Below are 19,628 nucleotides of genomic sequence, written 5' to 3'. Positions count from 1 at the left end.
AGCAATCTGATCGGCCTTTTCTATTTTTGATCAATTCAGCATTAATTAACCGCTACAGGCTTATCTGTTTTAATCGGTAAACACTTATTCAAAAACGCATCCATCGCGCGGAAAGTATCGATGCGATTTTTTTCGTTTAATAAAAAGTGATCTTCGCTCGGCAGCTCTACAAAGGTCACATCTTTTTTGGCTTTTTGCAGGGCATCGCGCATTTGATAACTGTGTTTAATTTCCACTTGGCGGTCATCAGTACCGTGCACTAATAACACGGGCGCTTTGATTTTATCAGCGAAGTTGACGGGTGAAATAGCCTTAAGCGTTGCATTGTCATTGCCGATCTGCTCGTCAATCGCGTTGTAGCTCAACCAAAAAGCACGCCGATCTTTAACCAAGTCATATACATTACTCACACCATTTACGCTAATCGCACAACGGTAAAAATCCGGCGTTTTCACCACACCCATCAAGGCAGCATAACCGCCATAACTTCCACCCACTATTCCAATCGCATTAGGATCGGCAATGCCATCGGCAATTAATTTACGTGCGCCATCTTCAACATCATCCTGCATTTCCTTACCCCAGTTTTTCATCCCGGCATTTCTATGATCTATGCCTTGGCCATCAGAACCGCGGAAATTCATTTGCAACACAGCGTAACCCTTGTTAGCGAAAAATTGCGCCCAATAGTCGAAAACGCCACTATCCCGAGCATGGGGGCCGCCGTGTGGGAACATCAACGTTGGGAGATTTTTTGCTGGCTTACCCTTGGGAATTGTCAGGTAGGCCTCTATTTTTAAGCCGTCCCGAGCGGTGTATTCAATTCGCTGGGTTTTACTCATGAACTCAGGCAAAAGTTTTTTATAACTATACGCCACCGCATCCAGCCTCAACGGGTTCATGGTGCCGAGATAAAAAGTGCCAGAGTTTGTGGCATTGGAAGAAAAAACCAAAAACATGTTCAAGTCGTTGGTAATGGAATAAATATAATTGCGATGCTCAGGAATAGCCTTGTCTATTTTTGCCTGCAGGCTCTGCATGCCCTTGTCAAAAAAATGTGTACCCCCTTCTGCTGATGCGCTCACACCAATGACTTCCCCAGTCACTGGCGAATACACCAAACTTCCTTGCACATCGTAGTTAGCATCAGCAACCATAAGCTCACGTTTCAAGGTTGGATCTTTCAGATTCACTTTGAAAATGGCCTGGCGAGATTGATGGTAGGCACGGATATAAAATTCATTAGGGTCTTTACCAAAACCCAAGGGATCTACTTGATCCTCAGAAAATATTTTATACGTCCATAGAGATTGCCATTTTTTCGAATCCAGATCGTATACCAAGATAGAAACTTGATCATCTTCGATCTGAGTGCCCACTCGGACACGATGCTGCTGATCAGTCATCCAATTACCAGCATTCGTTTTACTGGAGTGATAGGTAGTTGCTCGCTGTGTTTTGATATTGATTTTGTAAACCATCAAGCCACTCATAAAGCCAGCATCCGCACCGGGAAATGCCATCAAAATATGCTCGGGGTCATCGTACAAACTATCAACAACCCAGTCGCGTACCGATGGAGTAATTTTGTAACGCTTTAAAAATTTACTCGTGATTGGCTGAGTAATTTTTTCTGACTCAGTATCGATTAACATCAAATCATGATCGCGGGCTTTAAAACGTACCGACCCCATACCAACCCAGGTATCACGCTCGGCAGGAGTAAAAGTGGAGACCATTAATGTCGTATCATCTTTCCAACCAATCCATTTAAAAAAGAATTTGGAATTATCGGTAAAAAGCACCATTTTATTTTTCTTCGTTGCCAAATCCATCACTTGCACTGCAACGCCTTGGGTGTCGCCAACGCTCACACGTACAGTGGATGCTAACTTTTTTCCTGAGGGTGATAACACCAGATTGCTCACATCCGGCAGTTGGGAAAAGCTTTCAGTGCTAAGATCGGATGCTGCAAAAGTTCCAGCAGAGAAGAAGGTAGAAAAATAGATTACAAGCAGTAGTTTTGAAAAAAAAGTCATAGCCAATCCTTTTTACCCTGGCGATTATTATGGTGATTTTCCATCAGTAAAAATCACATTATTGCGCAACAACATACTTAGTGTTAGGCATCACAAAAATAATACAGCGAGGATATTTCAACAAGAGCAGGAGGCTAATTCGTAAAGTTAAATTAAAAAAGCCCGGAAAAACCGGGCTTTTTTTACATGTAAAAACTGTAACACTATTTTTACAGCACCATCACCCCATCCGCCTCAATCAGCGAGGCGCGGGGCAATTGGTTGATGCCCACAGCAGCACGCGCCGGGTAAGGTTGTTGAAAATATTGACCCATCACTTCATTCACAACCGGGAAATTAGCCAAATCAGTAAGGTAGATATTGAGCTTGACGATATCTTTCAGACCGCCGCCAGCAGCTTCACATACAGCTGCGAGATTTTTGAATACTTGATGCGCTTGCGCAGCAAAATCGCCATCGACCATTTGCATGGTTTTAGGGTCGAGCGGGATTTGGCCGGAGAGATAAACCGTGTGGTTAACCTTCACCGCTTGGGAATAGGTGCCTATTGCGGCTGGGGCGTTGTCGCTGTGAATAATAGCTTTATTGGTCATGAGAGAACCTTTATTGGTTTTTTTCAAAAGAGGGAAGAGCAAGAGTATAGAGGATTATGGCTAGTTTTTACTGCGATTCACCCGAATCACAAAACTCAGGTTGCGGATGCGGCGCATGATATTGGCGAGATGGATGCGGTTGTGCACGCCGATACACAGATGGATCACGCTGTTGTGCGCGTCGCGCTCATGAACATTGATGTGCTCGATACTCGCACCCTGCTCAGTAATGCGCGTGGCAAGTGTCGCGATAATGCCACGGTCACTTTCCACTTCGACGCGCACATCCACCAAAAACTCGCCGCTGACGGTGGCAGCCCAGTTCACCTGGCTGATTTTATCGGGATAGTTGCGGATTTCGGCGATGTTGCGGCAGGTGTCCTGATGGATCACCAAGCCTTTACCGGAGCTGACATGGCCGATAATCGGGTCACCCGGAATCGGGCGGCAGCAGCGCGCGAAGCTGATCATCATGCCTTCTGCGGAATCGATGGTAATCGCTGAATTGAGCGAACCCGAGCGACCTTTCATTTCGGCATCGGGCTGCAATAACTTCACCAGCGAGTAAACCACCTTGTTGCCCAAGCCAATCTCTTCGTAGAGTTTGTCCATGGAATCTACCTGCGCACTCATCAGCAGCTTGTGCTGTTGCTCCTCACCCAGATGCTCAAGATCGATATGGTTTTCTGCCAACGCGCGGCTGAGCATGCGTTTACCGAGTGTAACGGACTGGTGATGACGTTGGTGCTTGAGGTAGTGGCGGATCGCCGAACGCGCCTTGGCCGATACCGCAAAATTGAGCCAGTTGGGATTGGGCTGGGCGCCCTGCGCGGTGATGATCGCCACTTTTTGGCCACTCAGCAGCGGCTGCGATAGGGGTGCCATCCGCTCGTTGATGCGGCAGGCGACGCAGGTATTACCCACATCGGTGTGCACAGCATAGGCAAAATCGACCGGCGTCGCACCGGTGGGCAGCTCGACAATCTTGCCCTTGGGGGTAAATACATAGACCTCATCGGGGAAGAGGTCGATTTTGACGTTTTCGATAAATTCGAGCGAGTTTCCAGCATTCTTCTGCATTTCCAGCAGCCCTTGTACCCATTGGCGCGCGCGGCTGTGGCTGGCGTTGATGGGCTCACCGCTGTTGGATTTATAAAGGAAGTGGGCAGCAATTCCGCTGTTGGCCATTTCATCCATTTCTTTGGTGCGAATCTGCACCTCAATCGGTACCCCGTGCATGCCCACCAATACGGTATGCAGTGACTGGTAGCCGTTAGTTTTGGGAATGGCGATGTAATCTTTAAACTCGCTGGTCACCGGCTTGTAAAGGTTGTGCACCACACCGAGTACGCGGTAACAGGTATCGACCGTATCCACCACGATGCGGAATGCATATACATCCATAATCTCTTTGAAGAACTTTTTCTTCTGGCGCATCTTTTCATAGATGCTGAACAAGTGCTTCTCGCGGCCAATCACAATCGAGTTGATATTTTCTTTTGCGAGACGCTTTTCGAAGGAGGTTTGAATCTGCTCGACCAGTTCTTTGCGATTGCCGCGCGCGGTTTTGAGCGCAGCTTGCAAGCGGGTCGCGCGCAGCGGATACATACAGTAAAAGCTGCGGTCTTCCAATTCCAAACGTACTTCATTCATACCAAGGCGATGGGCAATGGGGGCGTAGATTTCCAGAGTCTCTTTGGCGATACGGCGCTTTTTCTCCGGCGGCATGGCGCCGAGGGTTCGCATGTTGTGCAAGCGGTCAGCCAGTTTGACCAGGATTACACGCAGGTCATTGGCCATAGCCAAGGCCATCTTCTGGAAGTTTTCCGCCTGCTTTTCGGCGTGTGATTCAAACTCAATCTGGGTGAGTTTACTCACGCCATCAACGAGGTCGGCGACCGAATCGCCAAACTGACCGGCGATGGCTTTTTTGCTGATGCCGGTATCTTCAATCACATCGTGCAACATGGCCGCCATCAAACTTTGATGGTCCATGTGCATACCAGCGAGGATATCTGCAACGGCGAGGGGATGAGTGATATAAGCTTCGCCGCTGCGACGTTTTTGGCCGTCGTGGGCTTGTTCCGCGTAGAAGTAGGCGCGCTTCACCAAATTGATTTGGGAAGGTTCCAGATAAGACGATAGCCGGTGGCTCAAAGCCTCTATGGTTTGCACGCCCCTCTCCAAACATCATGCCAAACAACACGCCAGACAACACACCCGCCTTGGAGCATAGCGGGTACTGGCATCTTAAAAATCGATTTAGATATCGTTTTCGTACACGCGCTCGGGTTTTGGTTGCGGCAATGTATCCTTTTCCAACAGGATGCTCGCATCGATAAAACCTTCTTCGATCTCGCGCAGGGCGATAACGGTAGGTTTGTCATTTTCTGGCGCAACGTGTGGTTCTTTACCACCAATTGCCAATTGACGCGCGCGTTTGCTGCCAACCATCACCAATTCGAAACGGTTATCAACGTGATCCAAACAATCTTCAACGGTAATACGTGCCATAACTTTTGCTCTACTTTCTATAAGTGATTTACGGACGCTGGGGGAAATGCGGTCGGGCTGCGTTCAGCCGGGCTGCGGTCCGGTCGGCTATTATGCGTCAGCAGCAGCAACTATGCCAACCGCGCATGACTAAATTTAAGCCAATAAGTCTTTTAGTAACTGACTGTGGCGCTCGGCCTGGCGTGCAAGGCGGATGTGCTGACTGGTAATTAGCGCCTGGAATTGCGCGAGGGCCACAGTGAAATCGTCGTTGATAATCAAATAATCCGCCTCGACATAATGTGACATCTCGTTAATTGCCTCACTCATCCGCGCTTCAATCACAGCGACATCATCTTGCCCACGCCCGGTTAACCGCTGGCGCAAACACGCGAGTGAAGGCGGAAGGATAAACAGGCTCACCGTATCCGGCATTAATTTGCGCACTTGCTCGGCGCCCTGCCAATCAATCTCCAAAATCACATCGATACCCTGTTTTAAGGTATCAACCACCCATTGCTGGGAAGTGCCATACAGATTGCTAAACACTCGTGCATGTTCGAGGAATGCACCCTGCTCCAGCATGGATTCAAAGGTCGCATGATCGACAAAATGATAATTCACCCCATCAATTTCACCGGGGCGCATAGGGCGGGTGGTGTGGGAGATAGAAACACAAACTTCCGGGTTGGATTTCACCAGTGCGCTGACCAGACTGGTTTTGCCTGCACCTGAAGGCGCAGAAACGGTATAGAGGGTGCCAAGATTAGCCATGGAAGAACCTTATCAGCAGAAAAATTGGGGTCAGCAGAAATGTTATGAGGGAAATTATGGCACAGCTTGCCGCAACGCACAGCCAAAGCTGCCAGATTGCACGAATAAGTAGGGGCGCCGCTTGCTGCGCCCAGCCCAGTACTAACCTGCGCCCTGTCCGTGATTAAAATGATGGGCGCAGAAAGCAGTGCCCCTAAGGGTGCCCCAAACGGCGTCTAAATATGTCATAGTAAGCCACTTAATCGATCAGTTCGTGAGCACTCCATGTTGCGTCAACTCCTTTCAATCACTCAAACCGCCGAACGTCTGCGTGTGCGCCCTGAATATGTGCGCGAGCTAGTAGCAAAGAAACGTTTGAGCTTCACCCACGGCGAACAATTGGATGCAGCGCAAGTAGAACAGCTGGCGCGCTTAATGGAAAAACTGCGCAAGAATGGGATTGCAACTCTGGTGGAAATTACTGCGCAGGGCGACCTTGAGAGATAATTTCATCTATCGTAAAAATATGCATTTCAGCATACAGCCCCACTGTTTGTTAGCATCCACGTTAACGCCACTCTAAATTGCCCGCCTGACTAAGCATCAGTGACGCAATCGTTTTTCTCTTTTTACATCCTATGGCATTATTCCGTTTTGGTGGTTTTGGAAGTTCTTTATAAGAATGTCGCAGTAACTATTTATTAAAAAATTAAGGCTACGTGGGAAACTATTTTTTGGAGAAAAAGTGACAAATCTACATCGTGATTACCGATTGACACAAACTATAGCAATTGTAAATTCACTTGCCGTAATTTGGCTGGGCATTCAAATAAACAGACCGGCAGAACAATTTCACTATGCAAACTTTGGTACCCAAGCGCAACTTGTTAGTGCCACTCCTGCAGCTACAAGAATTAAACCCGGACAGCCAATAAAGTTCACTGTCAAGTGGTGGCTCTCTGCTCCACTGCCACAAAATCACAACATTTCTTATTATGTTAGAAATCATAAGCATGAGTTGGGGCGTTTAGACACCAACTCCATAAAGTCTACTTCTATAAAATTCACAGACATTCCTGCTGATGGAATTCTATTTACAGATGAGTTGGAAATTCCTACCAGAAGAAATATACCGCCAGGTATTTATGAAGTCGTGGCTTTTATTTTTCCGCCAGACGATTTCAAAATAAATCCTGCAAGAGGTTCTGCTATCTACGAAGTGCAACGGACAATTTTCAATATTGAAGCGCGTCTTTAAGGGAATTTAAGGAACAATTTAATGCCATATGCAGTAATCAAATTAAAGGCCTTTTACTCAGCGTTAGCAATTGTGTTCGTGTTCATACAGTTGCTAATCCAGTCTGGGGCTCAAAATTCAGGCATCTCAATAATTTTCATCAATGTTTTGAATATTTGCTCAAGCGGTCTTGTGCTACTACTGCTCGGAGCACATCTTGGAAAACTTTTTCGAACCTATCAAGTTGCAAAAATATTTTATTCGGCATTACTGATTCATATTCTTCTGCAATATTTTTACTATTCTATAGCTCAGTATTTTCAACCATCCATGGTAACTGAATGGTTTATACCTGTTGGGCCAACACATTTCACCGCCGCTTGTTTAATTGGTTTGATACTTGTTCAGATTGACCGAGTGCTGCATCAGAAAAAAATTGTGATGCTATTGATAATGCTAGGCATTTTAGGGCTTATATATACCTATATTAATTTTCACCTTTCTTTATGTGTTCTATCTGTTGCGTTAGGATACTATCTGGAAAAACGACAGACATCAAAACCAGCCAAAGATACATTCTGTCATTTACTGATATCGCAACAGATAGAGTTGTGGTTTTTATCTGCACTAATACTGTCATTTTTTTCCGCTATTTTATTTGCTGTAATTGGCGCTTCGCCGACGATGACCTATGCAGGGTGCTTTGGATTTGCAGTGGCGACACTGGTGATCGCAGTGCTCCCGATAACGGTCCATTTTTTAAGTTGGTGGATTGACTGGGTTAGCTGGGCTAGCCGGACAAAAATTTCTCCTGCCCAACAAGTGGGGTCGATAGATAAGCGCTTTTCAAGCAGTTATGAACTCCTGGCCTATTTCCAAAAATCTGTTCTTTGGGTGCTAACCCTAATATTTCTTGCAATTGTAATGGTGGAAGTACCGGTTCGAGGTTGGGAGATAAATGAACTAATTCGTTGGGTGGAAAATTCATTTTATTTTTTTTCCATCAGCGCTTTTACTATCTGTTTGATCTATTTTGTCGTACGCTTTTTTTTGGCCAGAATCGCTGCGGCCTTATTTACGATTGCACTTATTTTATTAGTGTCAGTTATCAATTATCTTAAAGTTCAATTTCTTGGAGTCCCTTTAATGCCAACTGATTTTCATATGGTGAATCAGGCATTCGACTCTTTAATTTTTATTGCGGGGAAGCAATTCGCCGTATTAATTTATGGTGCAATTTTTTCATCATTCATTGGTTTCATTTATTTGTTGTGGAAATTTCCATCGTTTTTGGTTAACAGAAAAATATGGGCGGCACTGCGAGGTTTGATTGCTTTTGGGCTAATATTAGGTTTCTTGCATTATCCTAATAAAGTATTTGATGAGTCCCGCATTCCCAATGCTTGGGATATGCCAGGTGCGGCACAGCTATATACCTATTCCGGATTTTTCCCTAGCTTTATATATAAACATATCGCTGGATTTACCCTTGAAAAACCAGAAAACTATAGTAGTAATTCAGTGAATTTATTGGCGCAAGCAAGCAATATAAAAGTAGACGTATCAACCGAAAAATCTGCACAGATACAACCTCACGTCATTGTTATTCAGTCAGAAGCTTTTTGGGATCCAGGACAACTTGCCGACGGATTGTTTCCCGAAGGTTCTCCCGGTGATTTGGATAACTTATGTAGCACTTTGTCCACGCTAGAATCAAATTGTGCATCAGGCTATGTTGAGGTTCCCTCGTTCGGGGGGATGACTGCAAATACTGAGTTTGAATTTTTAACCGGAATAGCCCTAAAGTTATTTCCTGGTGTAAGCGTGCCATTTGTACATTTTATTGAAAAACCAATGCCCAGTATTGTCTGGCGTTTTCACCAAGCTGGATATAAAACTCTCGGCATACACGCCAGTGAGGGTTGGTTCTGGGGTCGGGACAAATCATATCCCCTGCTTGGTTTTTCTGAATTTAAAGATGTTGACTACTTCAAGGAGGCCGAGCGCAATAAACTCTACGTTACTGATCGCGCAATTAACGGACTGATTCTGCAGCAGCTTCAGCAAGCTCAAGAACCGCAGTTTATTTTTACGGTAACTATGGCAAACCATGGGCCATTTGAAGATGATCGTTATCAGGGATTGCCCCCAATTTCTATTAATTGGTCAGCAGCTCCGCAACTTCCAGAATCTGAACATCAGATACTAACCACTTACTCAATAGGTGTTCGTGAGTCACGTGACGCCTTGGCGGAATTAATTAGTGAATTTCAACAACAAAACTCCCCGCCGGTTACCATCTTGTTTTATGGTGATCATCTACCTATTCTGGGTGCAAACTTTAAAATTTATCATGAGACCGGATTTAAGCCTGAAAGTATTGGGATGGCATTTCAGGAGTTCTACTCAACACCCTATCTGGTTTGGAGTAACCAACCGTTTGATAAAAGTTGGCCGAGGCACATGCCCATCACTTTTTTCGGTCAACGATTAACACAAATGGCAGGTTTAGGAGAGTCCGGGCTGGAAAAAACAATTGATAAACTTCGCGAGACTAATTTTTTTAACAAACCAACTCGTGCGGATTTGCTCAATGGGAATCCCGTGCGTCTTCTTTCAGATGAGGAAAAGCAACTGCGGCTACTATATAAGCATGCGTTTTTTGATGCCTTTTTTAATCAGGGAGGGTTAGGTTTCTTTGGTATTACAGATCCTTTCCCAATAGTGAAACCAGAATAATTCACTCTGATGCAGGCTAGTTCCACCCTATCAGTCACAATTTGGTATTGAGTTAATCACGTTGCTGTTCGCGCACTTCGTAATAGGTCTGTTCGGAAATTTTTTGGTAGGCGGCCGAGTCCTTCATAAACGCAGAATAGGAATCGTATACCTTCTTAAATCGCGGATCTTTTGCAGCTTGCTCCGCATATACCTGCTGCGAAATTTCGTAGAAATGCTTCAGTACTTCATCCGGCAAACGGCGAATTTGCACACCTTGATTGTCAACCAGTTCTTTTAACGCGCGACTGTTGTGCGCAGTGTAACTGTCAAACATATCCTGGCTCATCGCGCGCGCAGCGTAGGTCACAATCGCCTGCAAATCCTTGGGCAAATTTTCAAACGCGGTTTTGTTGATGATCAATTCCATCGACGGACCCGGTTCATGCCAACCGGGATAGTAATAATATTTGGCGATCTGCTGGAAACCAAACGCCAAATCATTTTCCGGCCCGACCCATTCCGCCGCATCAATAACACCGGTTTGCAACGCTGTATAAAGTTCACCACCGGGAATATTTACCGATGTACCGCCAGCCAGATTAAATACTTCACCCGCCAAACCGGGAATGCGCATTTTTAAACCGCGCAAATCGTCTACTGTATTAATTTCACGATTAAACCAACCGGCCATTTGCACACCGGTATTGCCCGCTGGAAAGGGAATTAAATTAAAGGGGGCGTAAAGTTCGCGCCACAATTCCAAACCGCCGCCGTGGTTGATCCAGCCATACAATTCCTGCGCATTCATCCCAAAGGGTACTGAGGTAAAAAATTGCGCAGCGGGTACCTTGCCGCGCCAGAAATAACTGCCGGAATGTCCCATTTCCACACTGCCCGATGACACCGCATCAAACACACCCATGGCAGGCACTAATTCATTTGCACCATACACATGAATTTGCAAGCGCCCACCGGACATTTCGTTAATCACACGTGCCAAATTCTCTGCACCTACGCCTAATCCGGGTGTGTTTTTTGGCCAGGAAGTTACCATTTTCCAATGGTATTGCTGGGAAGAAACTGCCGAAGAATTTTGCGCGCTTACAGATGTATTTTGCACTGCATCTGCAGGTTTGGATTTCTCCAACACTAAAGCCGCGAATACCGCGGCCAAGGTGGCGATCAGGATGACAATAACAAGCGGGTACCAGTTAGTGGATTTATTATTCATAGTTCCTTCGCTTCAGGATCTGAAAAAATATTTGCGTTTTATCGTCGTAGCAAATTTTGCTACAGCTGTAGTTTTTTTGGCTGCACTTTATACAGAGGCTTTACAGCGCCTGCAACTTTGCATATTGCATCACCAAGCGTTTGATACCGATAGTTTCAAATTTAACTTGAATTACCGCATTCGGGCCTGAACCTTCAAATTGCAAAATCACACCTTCGCCAAACATAGCGTGGGTGACGCGTTGGCCGAGGCGGAAGCCGGTGTCTTCACCGGTATCGTACATGGGCTGGCGCGTTGAGGGTTTGGTGAGCGGGCGATTAAAACTGACTGGACGGGTGACCGCGGTTTTTAAACGCACTTCTTCGATACAATCTTCAGGAATTTCTTTCACAAAACGGGACACCGCGTTAAAGGTTTCATTGCCGTACAAGCGACGGGTTTCGGCATAACTGATAAATAACTTTTCCATAGCGCGAGTGATGCCCACGTAACACAGGCGCCGCTCTTCTTCCAAACGATCCGGGTCATCCGCCGACATTTTATGCGGGAACAAACCCTCTTCCACACCGGCCAAAAACACCAGCGGAAATTCCAACCCTTTGGCCGAGTGCAGCGTCATTAATTGCACTGCATCTTCAAATTCATCGGCCTGGGTTTCACCGGCATCGAGTGCCGCTGTATCTAAAAATTGTTGTAGCGGCGAGAGTTCTTCATTCTCTTCTTCCGCATCAAATGCGCGGCAGGCAGTAATTAATTCCTGCAAGTTTTCGCCGCGCGCCTGGCCTTTTTCACCTTTTTCATTTTGATGAAATTCCAGCAGGCCGGTGTCTTCGATGACTTGTTTTGCAACCATATCGAGCGATGGCGTATCGCCGTGGATATCAATTGCGTTTGCATCCTGCGCGAGCTTTTCAACCAAATTTAAAAATGATTGCACCGCATTACCGGCGCGTGCAGCGAGTACGCGCTTGGCAACCATTTGTTCGGCTGCTGCCCAGAGCGAGCAGCCCTGTTCGCGTGCAAACAAGCGAATATCGTCAACGGTTTTGCCGCCGATACCGCGCGTCGGGGTATTAATCACGCGTTCAAAACCGGCATCGTCGTGGCGGTTGCTAATCAAGCGCATGTAGGCGATGGCATTTTTAATTTCGAGGCGATCATAAAAGCGCTGACCGCCGTAAATGCGATAGGGAATCGCCTCGCGCAACAAGGCTTCTTCCAATACGCGCGACTGGGCGTTGGAGCGATACAAAATTGCGATGGTTTTCTTCGCATGGCCTTTGCGCGCCCAATCCTGGATGCGCTCGACTATAAAGCGCGCTTCATCCTGTTCGTTGTAGGCGGCGTATAGCGAAATCGGCTCGCCTTTTTCACCTTCCGTCCACAACTCTTTACCAAGGCGGCCGTAGTTGTGTTTGATCACTGCGTTAGCGGCTTTGAGGATATTGCCGGTGGAGCGATAATTTTGCTCGAGGCGATATACTTGGGTATCAGCAAAATCCTGCGAGAACCGCTGGATGTTTTCAATTTTCGCTCCGCGCCAACCGTAAATGGATTGGTCGTCGTCGCCCACTGCGCTCACGCACGCGCTTTTTCCCGCAAGCACACGCAGCCACGCATATTGCACGCTATTGGTATCCTGGAATTCATCGACCAATACAAACGGGAAACGCTGTTGATAGTGTTCAAGGATATGCGGCTTATGCAGCCAGAGTTCGTGGGCGCGCAATAAGATCTCGGCGAAATCCACCATGCCACCGCGCTGGCAGTCTTCTTCATAAGCGCGATAAATTTGCAGCATGGTGCGCACAAAGGGATCGCCAGTATCCTGGATATGCTGCGGGCGCAGGCCTTCATCTTTTTGGCCGTTGATGTACCACTGCGCCTGTTTATGAGGCCATTTGTTTTCGTCGATATTGAGCGTTTGGTAGACGCGTTTGATCAGACGCAACTGATCATCGCTATCCAAAATCTGGAAATTCTGCGGCAGTTTTGCATCCTGCCAATGCGCCTTTAACAGTCGATGTGCGAGGCCGTGGAAAGTGCCGACCCACATAGCGCGGCTGTTGATGGGCTGTCCGTTCTGTTGGAAGAGCTCGTCGAGGCGCGCGCGCATTTCACGTGCGGCTTTGTTGGTAAAAGTCACCGCCATTATCGAATAGGGCGATACTTTTTCCACCTGGATCAGCCAGGCGATACGATGCACCAACACACGCGTTTTACCGCTGCCCGCTCCAGCGAGGATCAATTGGTTGCACGCTGGCGCCGCAACCGCGTCGCGCTGGGCAGTATTGAGCGAATCTAATAGGAGGGAAACATCCATAACCAGAGCCAGTAAAAAAGAATGCGGCGATTTTACTGGCTAGATATACATATAGCCATCTTTGTTTTTGCAGGTTCGCGGGTTTTGCGCAGCTGTTACTGGATATTATAAAAACAACTATTTGGTATTACAGCTTTTGGCGCGAACCAATAGCACCGCAAGCAAGGCACCAATCAACACGACTAGTGGAGCTGATTCAGGTAGGGCACTGGCGGCACGCGTCTGGTTAACCTGAAAACCCGCCAGTACAGCTTTGATGGGTTGCGCGGGAATAGCCTCTTCCAATATGTAGGTTTTGCTTTCATCCACCAGGGGTTCGATGGGGGTGCATGGTGCATCGGCGACCACATCTACATATGGGGATGTGGTGCAGTCGAGTAGCGATGCATGGGTTGCCGCTGTGGCCATCAGAGCAATCAGGAAGAGCGCTGATTTGACGCTTGCCGTGCTGTAGATGTGAATCATATCCTTTCCTCACAGAAGTTTTTTGCCGGGTAACAGTGACTTTAGCAGCAAAAATTCGTGATTCAAGTCGCACTATTTTGATGCCTTAGGTGCCAATTTTCGGGCAATTTGAATATTTAAGCGACAAGCCGTTGATTTGCAAGGGCTGGAGAGATACCCGAAAAAAAGCTAACAGCGGGGAGTTATAAGAGCACAATCAGAAAGGAAAAAATGATCCAGGAATATCCTGTTTACGCAACAATGCGGCTAGATCCATACTCAGCGCCACACCGGCGTGCACCAAAACGCCACCCCAAATCGAGCGCGATTGCAGTGCAAGAATGCCGAGAAACAGGCCAAATAAAATCGCGCCGGTCGCTTCAAGAGCAAGCTTGGGTAAATGGATCATCATATAGGGTACACACATTACCCAAATCGCATTGGCGCCCATGGCCGGACGCAGGGCATTGAGCATAAAACCGCGGAAAAAGAATTCGAGGAACACAAACTGGCTCATGTAGAGCAGTTCCCACAAGAGAAAGTCGAGCCAGCTGCGCCCGGCCTGACGATAAAAGGGGTAGTGGTTGACGAAATCATCGCCGAAACTCACCAGCACAACGAATACCAGGATCGGGCTGAGCAGCAGCAGATAGCCGCGCCAGTGCTCGCTCACCTGGTTCCAGCGCCAGCCAAAATCCAGCATGGATTGCTTGAAGCCGAAGCGGATCACCAGCCAGGGCAGCACGATAAAGGTGAGCAAGTGGCATAACGTCCACCAGATATAGCCGCACAACTCCAACCAACCCTGCGCTTGCAAGGCTTGCACATAATGCTGCTCACCCTTGCCATTCCAGTCGCCCAACCAACCCAGCAGCGCAAGGAGATTAGTGGAAAACTTGGCGTAGTGGAGCACCAGCAAACTCACCGACACACAGGCTAACACCAGCATGACGCGACGCAGGGCGGCAGGGCGATCAAGGGTGTATGAGGGTGATGCCCGGTCGATCTCATCGAGTGCACGTAAAATCTGGCGCGGATGCAGTGCGTTGAGATTCACGATTATTTTTTCTTCTTGGCAGCGGCGCGCGCCGCGGTCTGGGCGCGCTCGTAGCTATCGAGGAATTTAAAAATCACATCGCGCGCAAGGCGGGTTTCGGAATTGGACAGGAATACCATGCCGATCTGTAAATCGCGGTTGAATACCATCTCGGTGCGGAAACCTTTTACGTGGCCGCCGTGGTGGATAAAGTTTTTGTTGCGGCCGTAATCAAATACCCGCCAGCCCATGCCATAGGCGGTATTACCCACCGCTTTGCGCACACCGTAATAGTTTTGCGCCGGGGTATTTTTGGTCACCCGTGACTGGATGGGATTGAGTACGGAGAGTGGCAGTACATCCTGCCGCTTGCCCATCTGCGCGAGCAAAAAGCGCGACATATCGACAATGCTGGCGTTCACACCCGCCGCCGGTGCTACGCGATACCAATTACCCGTGACGGCGGTTGGAATCCAGCGCTTGCCATTATTGACATGCGGTGCGGCCCGATTGGGGGATGCGTTGTAGCTGGCCAGACCATAGGACGCGCTGCGCATGCCGAGCGGATCAAAAATTTTCTCTTCCGTGTACTGCTCGAAACTCATGCCCGCTTTGTTCTTGATCATATCGCCCGACAGGCTGTACATCACATTCTGGTAGGCAAAACATTTGCCCGGTGGGCAGACGAAATTCACATAGCGCAGGCGCGCCACTGAATCGGCGTAGCTCTTATTGGCATCAATAAAGTGACTGTAGGTGTGGCGCGGTAAACCCGAGGATTGCGAGAGCGCATGGCGCAGGGTGAGTTGCTTGCCGTAACGTGCATTGCTAAAGGTGATATTTGGTAGAACTGAAGTGACGGTGGTATCCCAACTGATTTTGCCCTCATTGACCAATACACTGGCGGAGGTTGCGGCAACCGCTTTGGACAGGGACGCAAGGCGGAACACGGTATCGGGAGTGATAGTTTCGCGCGTGCCGGCGCGGCGCACGCCATAACCGTTGAGTGATTTAATCTGCCCTCCCGAGACAATCACCACCGCGACTCCCGGCACAAAGGGCGCAACTTTTTTGGCGATGTAATCTTCAAACTCGGGCACAAATGCCTCTGGGTGGCCAACCGGATAACGTGGCGCCTTGATCGGTGCTGTGGTTACGACGGGAATGTTGACTGCTGCCGGCCTTGCCTCCTTGGCAACCGCCGCTTTTACCGCGGGCGCCGCTGAACTGGTGGCCACCGAACTGACATTCGCGACCTGAACTGCCGATGAAAGCGCCTCTGAAGAAGAATATGCTGCTGACGAATAGAGCGCCGCCACCGCAGGGGCGGGCGCCTGGGTATAGGGCATGGGCTGGATCGCATTGGGGTTCGGCAATGCCGCAGCAGTAGTGGCTGCTACACTGCTCGACGACAAAGATGTCGCTTGCTGAAATGGCAGGGCAATAGGCACAGTGACCCGTTTTTCACCTGATGCCTGCACTAGCGGTGCCATTATCAAGAGGCTCAGGGCGGCAGCTGCCGCAAGACGCCCCCATGTATGTAGATTGCTACTTATTGTTGATCGCATAAACAAACAGCTAACTCGTTAAAGGCCATTTTGTGGATGACCGAGGGGAATAGGGTAATAAAAAAATGCGATCATTCCTTCCTGCCATCGATATTTTTATCATCGACCTTTTTCCCTATCGATAGTTTCTGATGCCGATGGTTTCACCATCCACAGATGCAAGAACGCCACCTTTGCCATATTACCCGTGTGGACAATACAGCAAAAAGTGGCGCTATCGTTCCTTTGATTACACCCTGTGTTAAGGTTTCAGACCTACAGGGTTTTAATATATTCAACCAAATCCCACCGCTCCTCATCGGTCAACGGCTCTGGTTTTTCGCCATTAACTGCAGGCGCATGGATCGTGCCGTATTCGTGGCCGATGTTAAAGTCGCCACGCTTATTCGCCTTGAAGGTAAATCCATCATAGCCTTCAGTGCGCAGGCCGACTTTGCGCGGATCAAATTCGCGGCTGCCCACTTCAAATTCGGTCGGGCGATAGAGCCCATCAGCAGGATCGCCATCGCGCTTCACCGGCAAGAGCAGATCATAAATGCTCGGCACTGAGCCGTTATGCAAGTAGGGCGCGGTCGCCCAGATGCCATTTAATGAGCGCGCTTTGTAGGATAGCAGCGATTGGTAGGGCGATGCGGTGGTATCCGGTTGATAGTTGCCGGATTTTACACTGGCTTTGATTTCATTATCAAAGAAGGAATGCGCCAGCATATACAGCCAGTCGAGCGCGCGACGCGGCCACCATTTATCCGGATCCGGCGCGGTGGTGACTTCGCCCATAGTAGCCGCCGTGAGGATTTGCACTACCGGCGCGCGATCCTTGATTACCAGTCCACCTACGCTTTCGGTTTGATAGGTATTTTTAAAATTGCCGGAGAAACCAGTGTAGTTGACGCTATTTTCAGCCATGGCGCGGTCGGTGCCCGCCACATCAATATTCAACATACTGGCAACGACAATACGATCATGGTCAGTGCGATCAATCACCTCATGGCAGGACTCGCAATACTCGGCGTAGAGCGCACGGCCACGGCGCACTTTTGTACCGTCTATTTGCCACTCAGGTAACTTGTCAAAAATCGCTTTGGCTATCTCCTGCTGCGGGCTATCCGCCTTTTGAGTGGGCCACACGGGCGAGGTCAAACTAGCCAGATGCGATTCCAGCCGCGACAGGTTCACCAGATCAATTGAGGAAGTGAAATCGATTTGGTAGCTCTTGCTCTTTTGGCCAGTCACCAGCGCTGGCAAACTCCAACCGCGTTTGTGCGCGGTCCAATCGAGAATCCCAAAAACGCCGATTACCTCACCCGTATTGCGCCCGAGAGGCCCTACACCGGCATTGGATGCCAGACCGTTCCACTGCACATAGTCGGATTGCACTATGTCCCACAGGAAGGGGTAGCTGACCGGTGCATTGGGCTCGTTGAACAGCAGTGGTTTGATGCGCTCGTTCATCACCGCCAAACTGAGTGCTGGATATCCTTCTTTGGTGGACATCAAACGGTCGATAATTTTGGCAAACTGCAAGTCGCCGATAATAGTTTCACTGATGTCTTCCAACACTTTATCTACCTGCACCGGTGTAAGCAGGTTGGTATCGTCGTCTTCGGATTTGGTCGCCCCCAGCAACACATCGCGCACCTGGTTGCGGTTGATAACATGCTCCAGCACACGGTTGTAGATACGCCCAAACGCATCAAGGCGGGCATAGCCATATTCAACTCTTGATGCATTGATATTGTTGTACAGGCGGATTTTGCGCGCCCAGCGCTGGAGGTCAGCTTGTACGTCATCGGCGTTGGAATAGGTGTTATTGAGCTCCAGTACCTTGGCGACAAAACGCTGGTTTTTCTCGCTGTTAGCCAAGGCAATATCCAGGCTTTTTTGCAGATCGGTAAGGAAGCCCACCATATCGGCCATGGCGGGGCCGCCATCGATACGAATGGCGTTACCTTTGTAATTCACCTGCCCGGTGTGGCAAGCGGCACAGGTAAAGCCGATGTAATCATTACCTTGGTAAGACTCTTTAACAAATCCGACCGGCAGGCCGTCAGGGTTAAAAAAGGTCGGCTTTTGCGGGAGGTAGCGGTATTTATCGATCAGGCTGTTGGCGCGGAACGGCTCGGTCGAATCGCTTTGCTCCAGCGCGATAAAAAAGTCGTAGGGCATTAACGCCGAGCCCTGGGTGGTGTTGTAGTACCAGAGACTGTCGTTAGCATTCCAGCCCTGGTCCAGATAAATCGGTGTGGAATAGTTTTCGCCAAAGGCGCCGTTTTCAATCGCGATGGCGCCGCGCTCCGGATCATCGTCCCAGTTTTGGTAGATCTTGCCGATCAGGAGGCTTATCCCCATGGGGATGGCGAAAATGATCAGCAGCTTGGTCAGCCGCCATAAACTGCGTCGGGAAAATAAATTACTCAGGCCGGTTTTTAATGCGCCCATAGGGTTAACTCCTCTTTAGCGATTTTCCTATCGGTAAATTTCTTATGTTGGTCGTGCGACTAGCAGGGTTGCAGCAAAATCAACTTACCCGGGGTAAGCAGATGCTCGCCAAAGATACTACTCATGGGCGCGATTACCAAAAATAATTATTACCGCACATTACACCGGCGGCACGCCGATCGCCGCGGCTTGCAACTCGACCGCTATGGGATTAGTGTAGCCGCGAGTTTTTTGTCCCCTGATTATTGATTAATCATTTCTGAGGAAAATTATCCATGAAAAAAACCACTCTCCTGTTAGCCGCCATCGTCAGCCTGACCAGCGCCTGTAGCTGGGTAAAAGTGAGCGAGCAAGGTGCCAGCGTAGCTGTTGCCAATGCTGCCAATGTGCGCAACTGCGAAAAAGTGCGCACCGTGAACGTCAAAGTGAAAGATAACTTTGTCGGCTCAATGAAACGCTCACCTGAAAAAGTGGCGACTGAACTGACTAACCTTGCACGCAATGAGGCCACCCAATTTGGCGGCGACACCATAGTGCCCGTCAGCCTGGTACAAGATGGCCGCCAGAGTTTTGATGTGTATAAGTGCAACTAAGTTTTTTAGACCTTGGGTGCTTGCCCAAGGTCTTCCCTTGATCCCCAGACTTCATATTCCCGCTTTTTGCACTAAGCCCACTCTTGCACCCAAAACTTTGCTAGTGTTAGCACCAAGCAACTGCTGTCTTATTTCTGTCACATGATTGACATAATCTG

15 protein-coding genes are annotated in these 19,628 nt (G+C 48.5%); 4 read left to right on the top strand and 11 right to left on the bottom strand.

All coding sequences use genetic code 11. The features are described 5' to 3' along the window. Positions 1 to 41: 41 nt before the first annotated feature. The 5 genes from B4E62_RS00435 to gmk form a co-directional block, all read right to left on the bottom strand. Positions 42 to 2,039, bottom strand: coding sequence for a S9 family peptidase (locus B4E62_RS00435; protein WP_331350650.1), 1,998 nt, complete (start codon positions 2,037 to 2,039; stop codon positions 42 to 44). A gap of 209 nt (positions 2,040 to 2,248) precedes the next feature. Further along, positions 2,249 to 2,632, bottom strand: coding sequence for a RidA family protein (locus tag B4E62_RS00430; protein WP_331350649.1), 384 nt, complete (start codon positions 2,630 to 2,632; stop codon positions 2,249 to 2,251). Positions 2,633 to 2,692: 60 nt separating this feature from the next. Further along, a complete protein-coding gene (locus B4E62_RS00425; RefSeq protein WP_331350648.1) occupies positions 2,693 to 4,807 on the bottom strand; it encodes a RelA/SpoT family protein in 2,115 nt (704 codons plus the stop codon). An 87-nt stretch (positions 4,808 to 4,894) separates the two neighbouring features. Further along, positions 4,895 to 5,146 carry a DNA-directed RNA polymerase subunit omega gene (rpoZ, locus tag B4E62_RS00420; protein WP_007638626.1) on the bottom strand — a complete coding sequence of 84 codons (252 nt, stop codon included), beginning with the start codon at positions 5,144 to 5,146 and terminating at the stop codon, positions 4,895 to 4,897. Positions 5,147 to 5,281: 135 nt separating this feature from the next. Next, positions 5,282 to 5,899: a guanylate kinase gene (gene gmk, locus B4E62_RS00415; protein WP_331350647.1), complete on the bottom strand. Its 618-nt coding sequence runs from the start codon at positions 5,897 to 5,899 to the stop codon at positions 5,282 to 5,284. 264 nt (positions 5,900 to 6,163) lie between these two features. On the opposite strand from gmk, the gene B4E62_RS00410 reads away from it, so the two are divergent. From B4E62_RS00410 to B4E62_RS00400, 3 genes are all read left to right on the top strand, one after another. Then, positions 6,164 to 6,385, top strand: coding sequence for a hypothetical protein (locus tag B4E62_RS00410; RefSeq protein WP_331350646.1), 222 nt, complete (start codon positions 6,164 to 6,166; stop codon positions 6,383 to 6,385). 238 nt (positions 6,386 to 6,623) lie between these two features. Continuing rightward, complete coding sequence (locus tag B4E62_RS00405; protein WP_331350645.1) at positions 6,624 to 7,136, top strand: hypothetical protein; 513 nt, start codon at positions 6,624 to 6,626, stop codon at positions 7,134 to 7,136. 21 nt (positions 7,137 to 7,157) lie between these two features. Further along, positions 7,158 to 9,854 carry an LTA synthase family protein gene (locus tag B4E62_RS00400; RefSeq protein ID WP_331350644.1) on the top strand — a complete coding sequence of 899 codons (2,697 nt, stop codon included), beginning with the start codon at positions 7,158 to 7,160 and terminating at the stop codon, positions 9,852 to 9,854. Positions 9,855 to 9,906: 52 nt separating this feature from the next. On the opposite strand, the gene B4E62_RS00395 is transcribed toward B4E62_RS00400, so the two are convergent. The 6 genes from B4E62_RS00395 to B4E62_RS00370 all read right to left on the bottom strand — a co-directional run bounded on the left by B4E62_RS00395 (position 9,907) and on the right by B4E62_RS00370 (position 18,877). Further along, positions 9,907 to 11,067 carry a TRAP transporter substrate-binding protein gene (locus B4E62_RS00395; protein ID WP_331350643.1) on the bottom strand — a complete coding sequence of 387 codons (1,161 nt, stop codon included), beginning with the start codon at positions 11,065 to 11,067 and terminating at the stop codon, positions 9,907 to 9,909. A 100-nt stretch (positions 11,068 to 11,167) separates the two neighbouring features. Next, entirely contained in the window at positions 11,168 to 13,390 is a 2,223-nt protein-coding gene (uvrD, locus tag B4E62_RS00390; RefSeq protein ID WP_331350642.1) for a DNA helicase II, read from the bottom strand. A 117-nt stretch (positions 13,391 to 13,507) separates the two neighbouring features. Continuing rightward, positions 13,508 to 13,855, bottom strand: a complete 348-nt coding sequence (locus B4E62_RS00385) for a hypothetical protein (protein WP_310074738.1) — start codon at positions 13,853 to 13,855, stop codon at positions 13,508 to 13,510. 196 nt (positions 13,856 to 14,051) lie between these two features. Beyond that, positions 14,052 to 14,891 carry a CPBP family intramembrane glutamic endopeptidase gene (locus B4E62_RS00380; protein WP_331350641.1) on the bottom strand — a complete coding sequence of 280 codons (840 nt, stop codon included), beginning with the start codon at positions 14,889 to 14,891 and terminating at the stop codon, positions 14,052 to 14,054. Between the two features lie 2 nt (positions 14,892 to 14,893). Beyond that, positions 14,894 to 16,438: a serine hydrolase domain-containing protein gene (locus B4E62_RS00375; RefSeq protein WP_331350640.1), complete on the bottom strand. Its 1,545-nt coding sequence runs from the start codon at positions 16,436 to 16,438 to the stop codon at positions 14,894 to 14,896. 255 nt (positions 16,439 to 16,693) lie between these two features. Then, positions 16,694 to 18,877: a di-heme-cytochrome C peroxidase gene (locus B4E62_RS00370; protein WP_331350639.1), complete on the bottom strand. Its 2,184-nt coding sequence runs from the start codon at positions 18,875 to 18,877 to the stop codon at positions 16,694 to 16,696. Positions 18,878 to 19,152: 275 nt separating this feature from the next. Here B4E62_RS00370 and B4E62_RS00365 point away from each other — a divergent pair, with 275 nt between their 5' ends. Next, entirely contained in the window at positions 19,153 to 19,470 is a 318-nt protein-coding gene (locus B4E62_RS00365) for a DUF4156 domain-containing protein (RefSeq protein ID WP_310074731.1), read from the top strand. Positions 19,471 to 19,628 lie beyond the last annotated feature (158 nt).

Origin of the sequence: Cellvibrio sp. UBA7671 (genome assembly GCA_002483145.1) — a bacterium.
GTDB classification, from domain to species: Bacteria; Pseudomonadota; Gammaproteobacteria; order Pseudomonadales; family Cellvibrionaceae; genus Cellvibrio; species Cellvibrio fibrivorans.
This window is presented reverse-complemented; position numbering and strand designations above follow the sequence as displayed.

Coding starts and splice junctions, on each gene's coding strand:
- B4E62_RS00435 (WP_331350650.1), bottom strand. CDS start 2,039: ATGACTTTTTTTTCAAAACTACTGCTTGTAATCTATTTTTCTACCTTC.
- B4E62_RS00430 (WP_331350649.1), bottom strand. CDS start 2,632: ATGACCAATAAAGCTATTATTCACAGCGACAACGCCCCAGCCGCAATA.
- rpoZ (WP_007638626.1), bottom strand. CDS start 5,146: ATGGCACGTATTACCGTTGAAGATTGTTTGGATCACGTTGATAACCGT.
- gmk (WP_331350647.1), bottom strand. CDS start 5,899: ATGGCTAATCTTGGCACCCTCTATACCGTTTCTGCGCCTTCAGGTGCA.
- B4E62_RS00410 (WP_331350646.1), top strand. CDS start 6,164: ATGTTGCGTCAACTCCTTTCAATCACTCAAACCGCCGAACGTCTGCGT.
- B4E62_RS00400 (WP_331350644.1), top strand. CDS start 7,158: ATGCCATATGCAGTAATCAAATTAAAGGCCTTTTACTCAGCGTTAGCA.
- B4E62_RS00395 (WP_331350643.1), bottom strand. CDS start 11,067: ATGAATAATAAATCCACTAACTGGTACCCGCTTGTTATTGTCATCCTG.
- uvrD (WP_331350642.1), bottom strand. CDS start 13,390: ATGGATGTTTCCCTCCTATTAGATTCGCTCAATACTGCCCAGCGCGAC.
- B4E62_RS00385 (WP_310074738.1), bottom strand. CDS start 13,855: ATGATTCACATCTACAGCACGGCAAGCGTCAAATCAGCGCTCTTCCTG.
- B4E62_RS00375 (WP_331350640.1), bottom strand. CDS start 16,438: ATGCGATCAACAATAAGTAGCAATCTACATACATGGGGGCGTCTTGCG.
- B4E62_RS00370 (WP_331350639.1), bottom strand. CDS start 18,877: ATGGGCGCATTAAAAACCGGCCTGAGTAATTTATTTTCCCGACGCAGT.
- B4E62_RS00365 (WP_310074731.1), top strand. CDS start 19,153: ATGAAAAAAACCACTCTCCTGTTAGCCGCCATCGTCAGCCTGACCAGC.